Origin of the sequence: Rhizobium sp. 007 (genome assembly GCF_015353075.1) — a bacterium.
Lineage (GTDB): Bacteria > Pseudomonadota > Alphaproteobacteria > Rhizobiales > Rhizobiaceae > Rhizobium.
This window is the reverse complement of sequence record NZ_CP064187.1, coordinates 1,892,483-1,906,544: the sequence shown is the minus strand read 5'-3', so window position 1 is coordinate 1,906,544 and position 14,062 is coordinate 1,892,483. Positions and strand designations below refer to the sequence as shown.

16 protein-coding genes are annotated in these 14,062 nt (G+C 60.5%); 11 read left to right on the top strand and 5 right to left on the bottom strand.

What is annotated here, in order from left to right; translation table 11 throughout:
• Positions 1–7: 7 nt before the first annotated feature.
• The 7 genes from ISN39_RS09665 (at position 8) to ISN39_RS09635 (ending at position 6,358) form a co-directional block, all read left to right on the top strand.
• Positions 8–769, top strand: a complete 762-nt coding sequence (locus tag ISN39_RS09665; RefSeq protein WP_194729898.1) for a sugar phosphate isomerase/epimerase — start codon at positions 8–10, stop codon at positions 767–769.
• A gap of 9 nt (positions 770–778) precedes the next feature.
• Positions 779–1,912: a Gfo/Idh/MocA family oxidoreductase gene (locus tag ISN39_RS09660; RefSeq protein ID WP_194729897.1), complete on the top strand. Its 1,134-nt coding sequence runs from the start codon at positions 779–781 to the stop codon at positions 1,910–1,912.
• 68 nt (positions 1,913–1,980) lie between these two features.
• On the top strand, positions 1,981–3,012 hold the full coding sequence (gene mgrA, locus ISN39_RS09655; RefSeq protein ID WP_194729896.1) for an L-glyceraldehyde 3-phosphate reductase: 1,032 nt from the start codon (positions 1,981–1,983) through the stop codon (positions 3,010–3,012).
• 93 nt (positions 3,013–3,105) lie between these two features.
• Positions 3,106–4,719 (top strand): glycoside hydrolase family 43 protein, encoded by a 1,614-nt coding sequence (locus tag ISN39_RS09650; protein WP_194729895.1) that lies wholly within the window; start codon positions 3,106–3,108, stop codon positions 4,717–4,719.
• Between the two features lie 2 nt (positions 4,720–4,721).
• Positions 4,722–5,228 carry a GNAT family protein gene (locus ISN39_RS09645; RefSeq protein ID WP_194729894.1) on the top strand — a complete coding sequence of 169 codons (507 nt, stop codon included), beginning with the start codon at positions 4,722–4,724 and terminating at the stop codon, positions 5,226–5,228.
• 146 nt (positions 5,229–5,374) lie between these two features.
• Complete coding sequence (locus ISN39_RS09640) at positions 5,375–5,689, top strand: RcnB family protein (RefSeq protein WP_194729893.1); 315 nt, start codon at positions 5,375–5,377, stop codon at positions 5,687–5,689.
• Between the two features lie 237 nt (positions 5,690–5,926).
• Positions 5,927–6,358 (top strand): DUF4440 domain-containing protein, encoded by a 432-nt coding sequence (locus ISN39_RS09635; protein WP_194729892.1) that lies wholly within the window; start codon positions 5,927–5,929, stop codon positions 6,356–6,358.
• Between the two features lie 114 nt (positions 6,359–6,472).
• On the opposite strand, the gene ISN39_RS09630 is transcribed toward ISN39_RS09635, so the two are convergent.
• Entirely contained in the window at positions 6,473–7,123 is a 651-nt protein-coding gene (locus ISN39_RS09630; RefSeq protein ID WP_194729891.1) for a glutathione S-transferase family protein, read from the bottom strand.
• Positions 7,124–7,363: 240 nt separating this feature from the next.
• Between ISN39_RS09630 and ISN39_RS09625 the strand changes: the two genes are divergently transcribed.
• A complete protein-coding gene (locus tag ISN39_RS09625) occupies positions 7,364–8,101 on the top strand; it encodes an adenylate/guanylate cyclase domain-containing protein (protein WP_194730144.1) in 738 nt (245 codons plus the stop codon).
• A gap of 252 nt (positions 8,102–8,353) precedes the next feature.
• Here ISN39_RS09625 and ISN39_RS09620 read toward each other — a convergent pair whose 3' ends face one another.
• Positions 8,354–9,535 (bottom strand): GTP-binding protein, encoded by a 1,182-nt coding sequence (locus tag ISN39_RS09620; RefSeq protein WP_194729890.1) that lies wholly within the window; start codon positions 9,533–9,535, stop codon positions 8,354–8,356.
• Positions 9,536–9,614: 79 nt separating this feature from the next.
• A complete protein-coding gene (locus ISN39_RS09615; RefSeq protein WP_194729889.1) occupies positions 9,615–10,601 on the bottom strand; it encodes a zinc ABC transporter substrate-binding protein in 987 nt (328 codons plus the stop codon).
• 101 nt (positions 10,602–10,702) lie between these two features.
• On the opposite strand from ISN39_RS09615, the gene ISN39_RS09610 reads away from it, so the two are divergent.
• The 3 genes from ISN39_RS09610 to ISN39_RS09600 are packed head-to-tail and all read left to right on the top strand — an operon-like array spanning position 10,703 to position 12,766.
• Complete coding sequence (locus ISN39_RS09610) at positions 10,703–11,566, top strand: metal ABC transporter ATP-binding protein (RefSeq protein WP_194730143.1); 864 nt, start codon at positions 10,703–10,705, stop codon at positions 11,564–11,566.
• Entirely contained in the window at positions 11,559–12,371 is an 813-nt protein-coding gene (znuB, locus tag ISN39_RS09605; RefSeq protein WP_074068579.1) for a zinc ABC transporter permease subunit ZnuB, read from the top strand. Before ISN39_RS09610 ends, znuB begins: the two co-directional genes overlap by 8 nt.
• Positions 12,368–12,766: a Fur family transcriptional regulator gene (locus tag ISN39_RS09600; RefSeq protein ID WP_074068577.1), complete on the top strand. Its 399-nt coding sequence runs from the start codon at positions 12,368–12,370 to the stop codon at positions 12,764–12,766. The genes znuB and ISN39_RS09600 overlap by 4 nt, the downstream gene beginning before the upstream one ends.
• A gap of 15 nt (positions 12,767–12,781) precedes the next feature.
• Here the strand turns inward: ISN39_RS09600 and ISN39_RS09595 are convergent, their stop codons facing one another.
• Positions 12,782–13,312 (bottom strand): gamma carbonic anhydrase family protein, encoded by a 531-nt coding sequence (locus tag ISN39_RS09595; protein ID WP_074068575.1) that lies wholly within the window; start codon positions 13,310–13,312, stop codon positions 12,782–12,784.
• A gap of 10 nt (positions 13,313–13,322) precedes the next feature.
• The gene (locus ISN39_RS09590; RefSeq protein ID WP_194729888.1) at positions 13,323–14,024 is read right to left on the bottom strand and encodes a fumarylacetoacetate hydrolase family protein; all 702 of its coding nucleotides are present in this window, start codon (positions 14,022–14,024) and stop codon (positions 13,323–13,325) included.
• Positions 14,025–14,062 lie beyond the last annotated feature (38 nt).

The following is a 14,062-nucleotide window of genomic DNA, read 5'->3' as shown; positions in this document are numbered from 1 at the left end:
GAAAATGATGACGAAACTGAGTTTCCAGCTTTATAGCGCCCGCAATTTCCAGCCCTATTCGGCAATCTTCGAAAAGCTCGGCAAGGCCGGTTATTCGGAGGTCGAAGGCTTCGGAGGCATCTATGCCGATCTCAACGACGCTGATTTGAAGGGCCTGCGCGCCGATCTCGACAAGAATGCTCTCACGATGGCAACCGGCCATTTCAGCCCGGATTTCCTCGACGGCGAAGTCAAGAAATCGCTGAACATCGCAAAGACGCTCGGCATGGATTCGATCTACGCACCGCATCTTGCCGCCGACCAGCGTCCAGCGGACGGCGCCGGCTGGCTTGCGTTTGGCAAGCGCCTGCAGGAAATGGCCAAACCCTATAAGGACGCCGGCTACGAATTCGGCTGGCACAATCACGACTTCGAATTCGTGAAGCTTGCCGACGGCTCGCTGCCAATCGAGCGCATCTTCGAAGGCGCGCCCGACATTTCGTGGGAAGCGGATATCGCCTGGGTCGTCCGTGGCGGGGCGGATCCGTTCGCCTGGATCGAGAAGCTCGGCTCACGCATCACTGCCGTACACGTCAAGGACATCGCGCCGGTCGGCGAGAACAAGGACGAGGACGGCTGGGCCGATATCGGTCACGGCACACTTGCCTGGCCCAAGCTGATCGCTGCGCTCAAGGGGACCAGGGTGAAGCACTACGTCGTCGAGCACGACAATCCGAGCGACATCGATCGCCTGATCACCCGCTCGATCGCATCCTTCAAGACCTACTGAGGGCAAACCATGACCAAGGAACTTGGCGTCGGCATCATCGGATGCGGCAACATCTCCACCACTTACCTTTCGCTCGCGCCCCTCTTCAAGGGGCTGAAAATTCTGGCCTGCGCGGACATCAATGTGCAGGTAGCCGAACTTCGCGCCGAGGAATACGGCGTCACCGCTCAGACCATCGAGCAGCTTCTTGCCAATGACGAGATCGACGTCGTCGTGAACCTCACGATCCCCGATGCGCATTATCCGGTCTCGAAGGCGGCGCTTGAGGCCGGCAAGCACGTCTTCTCTGAAAAGCCGCTCGTGCTGACGCTGGAACAGGGTGAGGATCTACGCCGCATCGCCAAGGAGAAGAAGCTCTCCGTCGGCTGCGCGCCGGACACCTTCCTCGGCGGTGCGCACCAGCTTGCCCGCAAATATGTCGACGAGGGCGGCATCGGGCGCATCACCTCCGGCGCCTGCTATGTTATGGGGCCGGGCATGGAGATGTGGCATCCGAACCCGGACTTCTTCTTCCTGCCGGGCGGTGGTCCCATCCTCGACATGGGTCCGTATTACATCGCCAACCTCATCAATTTCATCGGCCCGGTGAAGCGCGTCGGCGCGATCACCTCGATGGCGTCGGAGACACGCACAATCACCAGCCAGCCACGCCACGGTGAGACGATTCCGGTCAAGACGCCGACGACGGTCCAGGCACTGCTGGAATTCGTCAGCGGTGCGACGGTGACGCTGACGGCGAGCTGGGATGTCTGGTCGCATCGCCATGCCAATATGGAGCTCTACGGCACCGATGGCACCCTTTTCGTTCCAGACCCGAACTTCTTTGGCGGCGTCGTCGAGGCCAGCGGCCGCGACAAGGACATCAAGCCGCTTGAAGCCTGGGAGCATCCCTTCGGCAGGTTCAACCAGGAAAGCCCGCAAGGCCCGCGCGCCAACTACCGCACGGCAGGTCTTGCTGACATGGTCGCGGCGCTGATCGACGGCCGCGATGCCCGCTGCTCGCTGGAGCGCACGCTGCATGGCGTCGACGTCATGACCTCGATCCTGAAATCGGGCGAGGAGGGCAGGTTCGTGGAACTCACGACGACCTGCACGCAGCCCGCCGCGCTTGGCATCGAAGAGGCTCAGGCGCTCTTGAAGTAGGCCTTCAAGGGGCTATTTTCCGCGCGGGCTTTTCCGGCCCGCGCGCACTTTTCCAAAGGATCAGGACCATGAGCTGGCAACCGGCTTCCGACCGCTATTCGAAGATGAAGTATAACCGCACGGGCCGCTCCGGCCTGAAGCTTCCTGCCGTTTCCCTCGGTCTCTGGCACAATTTCGGCGGCGACACGCCGCATGAGCGCAAGATCGACATGTGCCGCACTGCCTTCGATCTCGGCATCACCCATTTCGACCTTGCCAACAATTACGGCCCGCCTCCAGGTTCGGCCGAAACCGCCTTCGGCGAAATCCTTCGTACCGAATTCGCGGGCCTGCGCGATGAACTCATCATCTCGTCGAAGGCCGGCTACGAAATGTGGCCGGGTCCCTATGGCGAGTGGGGCAGCCGCAAATATCTGATCGCTTCCTGCGACCATAGCCTGAAGCGCATGGGCCTCGACTACGTCGATATTTTCTATTCGCACCGTTTCGATCCGGATACGCCTCTCGAAGAGACCTGCGGCGCGCTCGACTATATCGTCCGCTCCGGCCGCGCGCTCTATGTTGGAATTTCCTCTTATAATTCGCAGCGCACGCGGGAAGCAGCCGCGATCCTCAAGGATCTCGGCACGCCGTGCCTCATCCACCAGCCGAGCTATTCCATGCTCAACCGCTGGGTTGAGGACGACAAGCTGCTCGATACGCTGGACGAGGTCGGCATGGGCTCGATCGTCTTTTCACCCCTGGCGCAGGGCATGCTCACGACCAAATATCTCGCCGGCATCCCGGAAGACAGCCGTGCGGCTCAGAACCACTTCCTGAAGCGTGATTTCATCCGCCCGTCGATCATCGACAACATCCGCAAGCTGAATAGCATTGCCGAACGCCGCGGCCAGACGCTGGCGCAGATGGCGATTGCCTGGGTATTGCGTGGCGACCGGGTGACGTCGGCGCTGATCGGAGCCAGCCGTTCGTCGCAGATCGTCGATTGCGTTAAGGCGCTCGACAATCTTGAGTTCACGGTGGAAGAGCTGAAGGAGATCGATGTCTACGCCCGCGAGGCCGACGTCAATCTCTGGGCGAAATCCGCAGAGCGAGAATAAGCGCAAGCAACGCCTGGCCGGAAACTGCCGGGCGTTTCTCATTCAGTCTGACGTACGTGCCGCAGTCTGCGGCTATCCGGAGGAGCAGCTGTCATGATCCGCAACCCCGTTCTGCCTGGTTTCAATCCCGATCCGTCTATCTGCCGCGTCGGCGACGACTATTACATCGCGACCTCGACCTTCGAATGGTATCCGGGTGTGCAGATCCACCATTCGCGCGATCTGGTGAACTGGACACTGGTGCGCCGTCCGCTGGAGCGCCAATCGCAGCTTGACATGCGCGGCAATCCCGATAGCTGCGGCGTATGGGCGCCGTGTCTTTCCTATGCCGATGGGCAGTTCTGGCTGGTCTATACCGACGTCAAGCGCTTCGACGGCAACTTCAAGGACGCGCACAACTACATCGTCACCTCGCCGACCATCGAGGGCGAGTGGTCTAATCCGGTCTACGTCAACTCCTCGGGTTTCGACCCGTCGCTCTTCCATGACGACGACGGCCGCAAGTGGTTCGTCAACATGCAGTGGAACCACCGCACGGAAAGCTATGGCGGCGCGCCCAAGCATCCGGCCTTCGATGGCATCCTGCTTCAGGAATGGGATCCAGTCACGAAGGCGCTGAAAGGTCCGATCAGGAACATCTTCGCCGGCAGCCCGCTCGGCCTTGTCGAAGGCCCGCATCTCTTCAAGCGCAACGGCTACTATTATCTAACGACCGCCGAAGGCGGCACGGGCTATGATCACGCGGTCACCATGGCGCGTTCGCGCAACATCGACGGTTCTTACGAGATGCATCCGAGTATCCATCTCATTACCTCCAAGGACAATCCGGAAGCCGTTCTGCAGCGGGCAGGGCATGGGCAGTATGTCGAGACGCCCGACGGGCAAGTCTATCACACGCATCTTTGCGGGCGGCCGCTGCCGCCGAAGCGCCGCTGCACGCTTGGTCGCGAAACCAGCCTGCAGAAATGCGTCTGGAAGGCGGACGGCTGGCTCTACCTCGAAAACGGCACGACGGTGCCGGATGTCGAAGTTCCGGGCCTCAAGGGCGCGGTTCGCGCCGAAAAACCGGTTCGCACCGAATATAGCTTCGATGGCGGCAAGTTGCCTGCGGATTTCCAGTGGCTGCGCACGCCGCAGCCGGAGCGCATCTTCGATCTGACCGGACGCCCCGGCCATCTGCGCCTCATCGCCCGCGAAAGCATCGGCTCGTGGTTCGAGCAGGCGCTCGTCGCCCGCCGCCAGGAGCATCACAGTTTCCGAGCCGAGACTGTCGTAGAGTTCGACCCGGACACCTACCAGCAGGTCGCCGGCCTGACGCATTACTACAATCGCCACAAGTTGCACGCCGTAGCCGTGACGCTGCACGAAAAGCTCGGCCGTTGCGTCACCATCCTTTCCTGCAATGGGGATTATCCGAATGGCCGTCTCAGCTTCCCGGCTGGCAGCGGCGTCGCCCTTCCGGCGGAAGGCCGCGTCCAGCTTTCTATGGAAATCCGCGACAACGACCTGCAGTTCTTCTGGCAGACGGAAGGAAAGGGCGCCTGGCAGCCGATCGGCCCGGTTCTCGATGCCGGCGTTGTCTCCGACGAGGGTGGCCGCGGCGAGCACGGCTCCTTCACCGGTGCCTTCGCCGGCGTCTTCGCCTTCGACACATCTGGGCGTGCCAAGACAGCCGATTTCGACTGGTTCAACTACGAAGAGCTTTGAAAATGGCGCCCGATATCGTCATCGAACCGATCGCCGTCCGGCACATCGAGAGCTATCACCAGGCTCTCGACGTTGTTGCGCGTGAACGCAGGTATCTCACCTTCCTTGAGGCCCCGCCGCTCGAAGACACACGGAAATTCGTTCTCGACATGATCGAGAACAGGCATCCGCAATTTGTCGCAGTAAAGGACGGCGGGGTGATCGGCTGGTGCGATATCCGCCGGCATTTCTTTCCGTCGCATGCGCACCGGGGATCGCTCGGCATGGGCATCGTCCCTGCCCATCGCGGACAGGGCCTCGGCTTGCGTCTCATGGAGACGACGCTGAAGCAGGCAAGGGAATACGACATTATACGGGTTGAGCTCAGCGTCCATGCCGACAATGCCCGCGCAATCCGCCTTTACGAGAAGGCCGGCTTCGTCAGCGAGGGCGTGAGCAAGGACGCCGTTCATATCGACGGCCGCTATCTCGACGTCGTCAACATGGCTTTGATCTTCAGCCTGACTTGAATGCGGCCGCTTTAAAAGGCGAAACAAAAGTATAAGATTATGCTTATAAGCGTCAGTTTTCTATTACAAAAGTTTAATTTAACTTTCAGATTCGGTTCACCTTCCTGGACGTAGTTTCGGGCGTGTTCAACACGAGGATCCCCCCGATGAAAAAGATATTCACAACCCTGCTTTCCGTTTCCTTCCTGATTGCGCCGATTGCTTTCGCATCAGAGGCAAGTGCTGCCGAGCACCGCCGTCCGGTCGTTATCGAAAAGAAGGTCGTGGTCCACAAATACCGCTGGACGAAGGGTCATCGCATGACTGCTGCCGAACGCCGCCACATGGCCGAAGTCCGCGACTACCGCCGCTACCGCCTGTCGGCGCCGCCGCGCGGCTATCGCTGGGTCAGGGTCGACAACGAGTTCCTGCTGATCGGCGTCACGAGCGGGATTGTCTCGAGCATCATCGCTGCCCGCTGATCGGGCGTTCTTAAAAAGCCACCTTTGGGCTCTAAAGTCGCTCGCAGCAAGACGCTGCGGGCGGCCGACTCATTGAAGATATTTTCACGAGGCCTTGGTGAATGCTGGTGCTGGCAAAAGTCCAATTTTGCGACGGTGTAAGAATCAGCTGCAAATCTGGCGCTTTAATCGGAACTTCGCGATAGGGTCTTTTCGGCTCACGACACTACAGAACTATCTGCAGTCGGAGAAGAAACCATGGAGGCCAGCGTAAGGAAGCTTTTCGAGCGATACGAACGCTGTTTCAAGCAGTCCCTCGGCAGCGACATAGACATGGATGAGGTCGCATCTTTGTATGCATCCGACTTCATAGCTGCCTCGCCCGCTGGGGTGATGACTGGAAAGAACGACGATCAACTCAAGCAAGTCATGGCGCAAGGTTATGCGCACTATCGGGCGATAGGGACGAAGGAGATGCGGATACGCAATGTCCGCCTCTCGCCCATAGATGAACATCATTGCGTGGCCCATGTCGCTTGGAGGGCAACCTATGTCCGCAAGGATCAATCGGACGTAGCGATAGAATTTGATGTTCACTACTTCGTCCAAGAGCTGGACGGGGAACCGAAAGTTTTCGGCTGGGTGTCAGGCGACGAGCAGGCGCTTTTAAGGAAGCACGGCATCATCTGAAGTCCGCTCACTGCCCGATTACGACACCGCTCCGTCGCGCGATTCCTGGGGTCAGGATCACAATTGGATGAAAGACTTCCATGACCGCTTCGAGCCGGCCAGAGCGGACCTTTGTCAGCCGGTCGATGCGGCGATGAAAACCGCCAACTGAGCGTCGAAAGCACGCTTGTATGCGGGCCGCGCTTCACCGCGGGCGACATAGGCGGAGAGGCTCGGATATTCGTCCAGTATGCCCGATCCTTTCAGCCTGAGCAGCACCGACACCATCAGAAGGTCGCCGGCGCTGAACTCGCCGTCTAGCCAGTCGGCATCGCCAAGGCGATCGGAAAGTTCGCTCAGCCGCTTACGGATGCGTTCCTCGACGACAGACAGGCGCTGCTCGTACCAAGTCTCGTCGCCCTCCAAGAGCCTAGCGACTTCGCGATCGACGATCGTCGGCTCCATCGTGTTGAGCGCGGCAAACATCCATGTGATCGCGCGCGCCCGGGCATTCGCATCGTCCGGCAGCAGGGCCGCATGGCGCTCCGCGATATGGAACACGATTGCCCCCGACTCAAACAGGGTGAGATCGCCTTCTTCATAGGTCGGAATCTGCCCGAAAGGATGAAGCGCGAGATGCGCGGGTTCCTTCATTGCTTTAAACGAAAGAAGACGAACTTCGTAAGGCTCGCCAACCTCTTCGAACGCCCAGCGAACGCGCATGTCACGCGCCAGACCTTTGCCGCCATCGGGCGACCGTTCAAAGGCGGTAATAGTGATAGTCATCGCTGTTCTCCATAGGACGTCTGTCTTGAAGACGAGTGGCTAAACGAGATTCAGACACCCATGTCTGCGATCGCCCCTTCATCCATGAATTTCTTTCGCCAGTTTGTATTGTCGCAAATCGTGGAATGGGACTTCTGATGACGCGGTCCCGGTTGCAAAACAACGGCAGGCTTTTTTGAGGATTTTCCGGCCCGGATGTGCGAAAATCGCGAAACGGCACGCAAACAGGGCGGCGGCAAGATGTCGTTTTCTCGATCCAGGATTTGCAAGGGCTGCTGGCAGCAGATGCACCTCCCGGTGCCTCTGCGCGGACCGGCTTCCATTCCCTTCCGCGCCTTCGGCATCCGCCCGAGCCGGATGAATCCGAACACCTGCACGATTTGCGAACTCATGTTCACACGCGTGATGAAAGCCCGCAAGATCACTGTTGATGTATCCGTGCTTTTTGCGGATCTGAGAGGCTATACGACGCTTTCGCAGTCGCTTTCGGCAGATACTGTCTCGTCGCTGCTGGATGATTTCTACGATGAATGTGCCACAGCCATTTGGCAATACGACGGCCTTCTCAACAAGACGGTCGGGGACGCCATCATGGCAATATTCAACTTTCCGATCCACCACCAGGACCACGCCGAACGTGCTGTGCTCGCTGCACGGGAGATTCAGCGCCGCTGCCAGTTGCGTCGTGAACGTCACATGGCTGAGGGTGCCGGGCTGGACGGAAGTGAACTCGGCATTGGCATCGGCATCGACACCGGCGAGGCCAGCTTCGGAGAGTTCGGCCGATCGCATCGCGACCTGACTGCGATTGGAACGGTTGTGAATACTGCCGCTCGCGCGCAGTCAGTCGCTGACGCAGGGCGGATTCTCGTCACCAAGGCCGTTTGTGAGCGGGCGCAGAGCCAAACGGCCGACAGCAAAGGTCGGGCATACCGCCTGAAGGGCTTTGAGAAGCCGATTGAGCTTTACTCGATCTGAGCACCGTTGAATGCCGGGTCGCTTGAATACCGCACATTTAGGGCCGGGCCGCGCTTTCGTTTACCCAGGCGGCTTTCCGTTTCCAACGCAGCTTTTGGCTGCAGATAGCAGAATCTCCCTTGGCGAGATCCCGCGAGACGCAGCCCCATTCTCAGGGGGCTCGCTCAGTCCCTCGATCGGCGGCAGCGGTTCACATTCCTCGCAGATACAGCGAAACGGCCTGATTGCGATTGCCGTCATGCTGCGTGCAGTTCAGCTTGCGAAGGGGTCGGGGAGATTCCGCCATTTCTCGGGCGTGAAGCGTTCCGATTTTATCTGACAGGCGTCGAGTTCGCTTCGGATCCAGTCCTCGTTCATCGGATCGGCGCCGATGAAGACGATCTCCTGCCGGCGGTCGCCCCAGACGGGATCGAGATAAGCGGCGATCGCCTTTCGGAAGCCCGGTTCGCGCGGCCATTGCTCTTTCGGCACGGCCGACCACCAGAGACCCATTTTGCTTGTCCTGACGATCGCACCCGCCTGGCTGATCTCTCCGACATAGTGCGGCCGCGTCGCCAGCCAGAAGAAACCTTTTGCGCGGATGACGCCCGGCCAGGTCCGGTCGAGGAAGGCCTGCAATTTCACCGGGTCGAAGGGCTGCCTTTCGCGATAGACGAAGGAGGTGATGCCGTATTTCTCCGGCACATGGTCCTTGAAGCCGTGCAATTCCTTGTACCAGAGCGGGTGGGTCTCGGCCTTGTCGATGTCGAAGCGGCCGGTTCCCAGCACATCCTTCAACGCAACGCGGCCGAAATCCGTTTCTATGAGCTTCGCATCCGGATTGAGCCCGGCGATGATCTTGCGCGCCGCGTCGCGCTGTTCGGGCGTTGCCGTTTCGACCTTGTTAAGCACGACGACATCGGCAAATTCGATCTGCTCGACGAGGAGATCGACGATCGTGCGGTTGTCGCCATCGCCGGCCGTCTCGCCTCGATCGGCGAGGAAATCGTAGGACGCGTAGTCGGCCAGCAGATTGGCGGCGTCGACCACCGTCACCAGGGTGTCGAGCCGGGCGACGTCAGAAAGGCTAGCGGCGTCCTCGTCGCGGAATTCGAAGGTGGTCGCGACGGGAAGGGGCTCGGCAATTCCGGTCGATTCGATCAGCAGGTAATCGAACCGGCCCTGGTCGGCGATCTGCCTGACCTCCTTTAGGAGATCGTCGCGCAGGGTGCAGCAAATGCAGCCGTTGGTCATTTCGACCAACTGCTCTTCCGTGCGCGAAAGGTTCGCTCCGCCGCCCCTCACAAGCGCCGCATCGATATTCACCTCGCTCATGTCGTTGACAATTACCGCAACGCGCAGGCCTTCGCGGTTGCCGAGCACATGGTTGAGCAGCGTCGTCTTTCCTGTCCCGAGGAAGCCGGACAACACGGTGACGGGAAGTCTCTTATCCATGGTCTACTCCGTACAAATGTTATATCATTACAGAACGATGCCTGAAAAAGGCGAGCACAAGCGCGCTCGCCTTTCCGGCTCAGCTTTCGCGCGAAAGGCAATCCTTCATGCTGTTGGCGATGCCGCGCATCAGTGTGAAATAGAGATCGGGACCGGCCTCCAGCGTTGCCGCCTCCGGGTCGAGTACGCCGGCCTTCGCATCGGTGCCTTCGATGACGACATTGACTAGGCGCGGCTCGAACTGCGGTTCGGCGAAGACGCAGGTGGCGCCGAGGTCGGCGACCTTCTTGTGGATCTCCGAAACGCGCTCGGCGCCGGGCATGTTTTCCGGGCTCACCGTGATGGAGCCAGCGACGCGGACGGCATAGCGGTGCTCGAAATACTGGTAGGCGTCATGGAAGACAATGAAAGGCTTGTCCTTTACCGAGGTGACGATGCCGGTGATTTCCTTGTCCAGCGCATCGATCTTTTCGTCGAGCGCCTTGGCATTGGCCTGGTAGGTCAGCGCGTTGGCGGGATCGGCGGCCACCAGCGTCGTGGTGATTTCCGCAGCCATGGCCTTGGCATTCATCGGGTCGAGCCAGAGATGCGTGTCGAACTCGCCGTGATCGTGATCGCCTTCTGCATGCGCGTCATGATCGTGCCCGGCCTCTTCGTGCTCATGCCCGGCTTCCACCTCGTCGCCGTCATCGTGCGGTTCGAAGGCACCGCCTTCGCGAAACTTCAGCTTCACAAGGCCCGGCGCATCCTCAAGCTCGGCAATGCTGGCGCCGGAGCCTAGCGATTCCAGCGGCTTTTCGAGGAATGCTTCGAGGCCAGGACCTACCCAGAAGATCACCTTGGCGCTCTGCAGTGCGCTCGCATCCGACGGCTTGAGGTTGTAGGTATGCGGGGAGGCGGCGCCATCGACGATCAGTTCCGGCGTGCCGACGCCCTGCATGATCGCCGAAACCAGCGAATGGATCGGCTTGATCGAAGTAACGACTGCCGGCGCATCCGCCGCCTCGGAGGCCCCGGCCAGCAGGATCGCCGGGATCGCGAGGGAAAGACCCATAGCCAGTTTCATGTTCACGCTCCGCTTGAATAGCAATTGTAATGTTATTACATCAATTGCGTAATGCTATAACGTGTGCGATAGCATGACGCAACAGCACTGTCGGAAAAATGATGTTATCTCCCGCAAACCCTGCCTCGAAGCCGCTGGTTTCCCTCCACAATGTGGGTGTCCGGCGGGATGGCCGCTGGCTCGTCCGGGGCGTGGAGTTTTCGATTTCACGCGGCGAGATCGTGACCCTGATCGGTCCGAACGGCTCCGGAAAATCGACAAGCGCCAAGGCGGCGATCGGCGTTTTGAAGCCCGATGAGGGCAGGGTGGAGCGGGCAAGCGGCCTCAAGGTCGGCTACGTGCCGCAGAAGCTTGCGATCGACTGGACGCTGCCGCTCACCGTCCGGCGCCTCATGACGCTGACCGGCCCGCTTCCCGAACACGAGATGATGGCCGCGCTCGAGGCCGCCGGCATGGCTCATATGCTGAATGCCGAGGTGCAGCACCTTTCCGGCGGCGAGTTCCAGCGGGCGCTGATGGCGCGTGCCATTGCCCGCAAGCCCGATCTGCTCGTGCTGGATGAACCGGTGCAGGGTGTCGATTTCTCCGGCGAGATCGCGCTTTACGATCTCATCAAGCAGATCCGTAATTCCACCGGCTGCGGCATCCTCTTGATCTCGCATGATCTCCATGTCGTCATGGCCGAGACCGATACCGTGATCTGCCTCAACGGCCATGTCTGCTGCCGTGGCACGCCGGAGACGGTCAGCCAGAGCCCGGAATATGTGCGCCTCTTCGGCAGCCGCGCGGCAAAGACGCTCGCCGTTTACAGCCACCACCACGACCACACGCATCTGCCGGACGGCCGCGTGCTGCATTCGGATGGTTCGGTGACGGATCATTGCCATCCGGACGACGGCCATCACCACGATCACGACCACTCGGATCATGACCACCACCATCATGCGGGAGATCGCCATGCTTGACGATTTCTTCGTCCGCGCGATCCTTGCCGGTGTCGGTCTGGCGCTCACCACCGGGCCGCTTGGCTGCTTCATCATCTGGCGGCGCATGGCCTATTTCGGCGATACGATCGCTCATTCCGCGCTGCTCGGCGTCGCGCTGTCGCTGCTCTTTGAATTCAACCTGACGCTTGCCGTCTTCGCCGTTGCGGCGACGGTTTCGATCCTGCTGCTCTTCCTGCAAAAGCGGCAGGCGCTGTCAGCCGATGCGCTGCTCGGCATCTTGTCGCACGCGACGCTGGCGATCGGGCTCGTCATGGTCGCCTTCATGAGCTGGGTACGCATCGACCTCATCGCCTTCCTCTTCGGCGATATCCTCGCCGTCTCGAAAACCGACATCGCGTTGATCTGGGGTGGCGGCCTCTTTGTCGTCGCCGCGATCGCCTGGCTGTGGCGTCCGCTGTTGGCATCGACCGTCAACCCCGAGCTTGCCGAGGCCGAGGGGCTGCAGCCTGAGCGGGCGCGGCTCCTTTTCATGCTCTTGATGGCGGTCGTCATCGCCATCGCCATGAAGATCGTCGGCATTATGCTGATCACGTCGCTGCTGATCATCCCGGCGGCCGCGGCCCGCCGCTTCTCGTCGACACCGGAGGTCATGGCCGTTCTCGCATCGCTGATCGGTGCTGCCGCCGTCGTCGGCGGCCTATTCGGGTCGCTCACCTACGACACGCCGTCAGGCCCTTCGATCGTGGTTGCCGCACTCATTCTCTTCGTCCTCAGCCTGCTGCCGCGGCTGGGGCGCAAGGAACCGCAAGGACAAGGCTCATGAACGCACCGCAACTGACCAAGAACCAGGCGCTGGTCTTCGACGTGCTGGAAAAGGCCGACGGCCCGCTCAGCGCCTATACGATCCTCGACAAGCTGCGCGACCACGGGTTCCGCGCGCCGCTGCAGGTCTACCGTGCGTTGGAGAAGCTGCTCGAATATGGCGTCGTGCATCGCCTGGAGAGTATCAATTCCTTCGTCGTCTGCGCCCATCCGAACGAGAATTGCCACAGCCACGGCACCGTTGCCTTCGCGATTTGCGAAAGCTGCGGCCATGTCATGGAGTTCCACGATCACGAGGTCGATCACCGGCTGATGGACTGGACGCGCGGCAAGAAGTTCAAGGCGGAGAAGACGACGATCGAAATCCGCGGTCTTTGCGAGACCTGCGCCGCCTAGCGCAATTCCGGGGAGTTAGTCGATCCGCTTCAAGTCGCGGGCGAAACGCTGCCAGTTGGCGACATATATTTCCGCCGAGCGCCTAAGCCCGTCGATCGCCTTTTCATCGAGCGTCCGTATGGCGCGGGCAGGCGAACCGACGATCAGTGAAGCGTCCGGAAATTCCTTGCCTTCCGTCACCAGGGCATTGGCGCCGACAAGGCAGTTGTTGCCGATCTTTGCGCCGTTCAAGACGGTTGCGCCCATACCGATCAGCGAATTGTCGCCGATCGTGCAGCCGTGGACGATCGCGTGATGACCGATGGTGCAGCCTTCGCCGATCGTCACCGGAAAGCCCGGATCGGTGTGTAGCATCGCGCCTTCCTGGATATTGGTGTTGTTGCCGACGGTGACAGGCTCGTTGTCGCCGCGAAGCACGGCGCCGAACCAGATGCCGACGCCTTCGCCAAGCTCCGTCTGCCCGATTACATGCGCGTCCGGCGCAATCCAGTAGAGCCCGCTCGGCGGCAGTTTCGGCGACAGTCCCCCAAGCGCGTAAACGGGCATGGCAATCTCCTCAGGCGACGGTTACGGAAAGCGTCGCGATACCGTCGATGCCGCATTCGACGCGATCGCCTTTCTTGACGGCGCCGACACCGGCCGGCGTGCCGGTCATGATGACATCACCCGGCGCCAGGACGAAGAGCTTGGAGAGCTCAGCGATGATTTCCGGCATCTTCCAGATCATCTGCTTCAGATCGCCGTCTTGAACGCGCTTGCCGTTGTGGTCGAGCCAGATGCGGCCCGCGTCCGGATGGCCGAGGCGGCTTGCGGGCACGATTGCCGAAACGGGCGCCGAATATTCGAACGCTTTCGCAACTTCCCATGGACGGCCGAGCTTCTTTGCCTCGGCCTGCAGATCGCGGCGGGTGAAATCGATACCGACGGCGTAGCCATAGATGCAGTCAAGCGCGTTGCCGAGGGGAAGGTTCCCGCCGCCGGATTTCAGCGCAATCACGCATTCTGCCTCGTAATGCACGTCATTCGAAAGAGACGGATAGGGAAACGGCTTGCCGGGAGGCAGCAGGTTGTCGGCGTTCTTCTGGAAGAAGAAGGGCGGCTCGCGGCTCGGGTCGTGCCCCATCTCGATCGCGTGGTCCGCATAGTTGCGCCCAACGCAATAGACGCGGCGCACCGGAAAGACGTCGCTGCTGGCTTCGATGGGAAGCAGAACCGGCTGCGGAAGTGGGATGACGGTGTCGGGGCTTGTTGCGGACATTGAGATGCTCTTGCTGTTTTCGAGTCCGGCGATCTTAA

Excerpts from the sequence above, each read along its gene's own strand:
- ISN39_RS09665 (WP_194729898.1), top strand. The coding sequence starts at position 8 with ATGACGAAACTGAGTTTCCAGCTTTATAGCGCCCGCAATTTCCAGCCC.
- ISN39_RS09660 (WP_194729897.1), top strand. The coding sequence starts at position 779 with ATGACCAAGGAACTTGGCGTCGGCATCATCGGATGCGGCAACATCTCC.
- mgrA (WP_194729896.1), top strand. The coding sequence starts at position 1,981 with ATGAGCTGGCAACCGGCTTCCGACCGCTATTCGAAGATGAAGTATAAC.
- ISN39_RS09650 (WP_194729895.1), top strand. The coding sequence starts at position 3,106 with ATGATCCGCAACCCCGTTCTGCCTGGTTTCAATCCCGATCCGTCTATC.
- ISN39_RS09645 (WP_194729894.1), top strand. The coding sequence starts at position 4,722 with ATGGCGCCCGATATCGTCATCGAACCGATCGCCGTCCGGCACATCGAG.
- ISN39_RS09640 (WP_194729893.1), top strand. The coding sequence starts at position 5,375 with ATGAAAAAGATATTCACAACCCTGCTTTCCGTTTCCTTCCTGATTGCG.
- ISN39_RS09635 (WP_194729892.1), top strand. The coding sequence starts at position 5,927 with ATGGAGGCCAGCGTAAGGAAGCTTTTCGAGCGATACGAACGCTGTTTC.
- ISN39_RS09630 (WP_194729891.1), bottom strand. The coding sequence starts at position 7,123 with ATGACTATCACTATTACCGCCTTTGAACGGTCGCCCGATGGCGGCAAA.
- ISN39_RS09625 (WP_194730144.1), top strand. The coding sequence starts at position 7,364 with ATGTCGTTTTCTCGATCCAGGATTTGCAAGGGCTGCTGGCAGCAGATG.
- ISN39_RS09620 (WP_194729890.1), bottom strand. The coding sequence starts at position 9,535 with ATGGATAAGAGACTTCCCGTCACCGTGTTGTCCGGCTTCCTCGGGACA.
- ISN39_RS09615 (WP_194729889.1), bottom strand. The coding sequence starts at position 10,601 with ATGAAACTGGCTATGGGTCTTTCCCTCGCGATCCCGGCGATCCTGCTG.
- ISN39_RS09610 (WP_194730143.1), top strand. The coding sequence starts at position 10,703 with ATGTTATCTCCCGCAAACCCTGCCTCGAAGCCGCTGGTTTCCCTCCAC.
- znuB (WP_074068579.1), top strand. The coding sequence starts at position 11,559 with ATGCTTGACGATTTCTTCGTCCGCGCGATCCTTGCCGGTGTCGGTCTG.
- ISN39_RS09600 (WP_074068577.1), top strand. The coding sequence starts at position 12,368 with ATGAACGCACCGCAACTGACCAAGAACCAGGCGCTGGTCTTCGACGTG.
- ISN39_RS09595 (WP_074068575.1), bottom strand. The coding sequence starts at position 13,312 with ATGCCCGTTTACGCGCTTGGGGGACTGTCGCCGAAACTGCCGCCGAGC.
- ISN39_RS09590 (WP_194729888.1), bottom strand. The coding sequence starts at position 14,024 with ATGTCCGCAACAAGCCCCGACACCGTCATCCCACTTCCGCAGCCGGTT.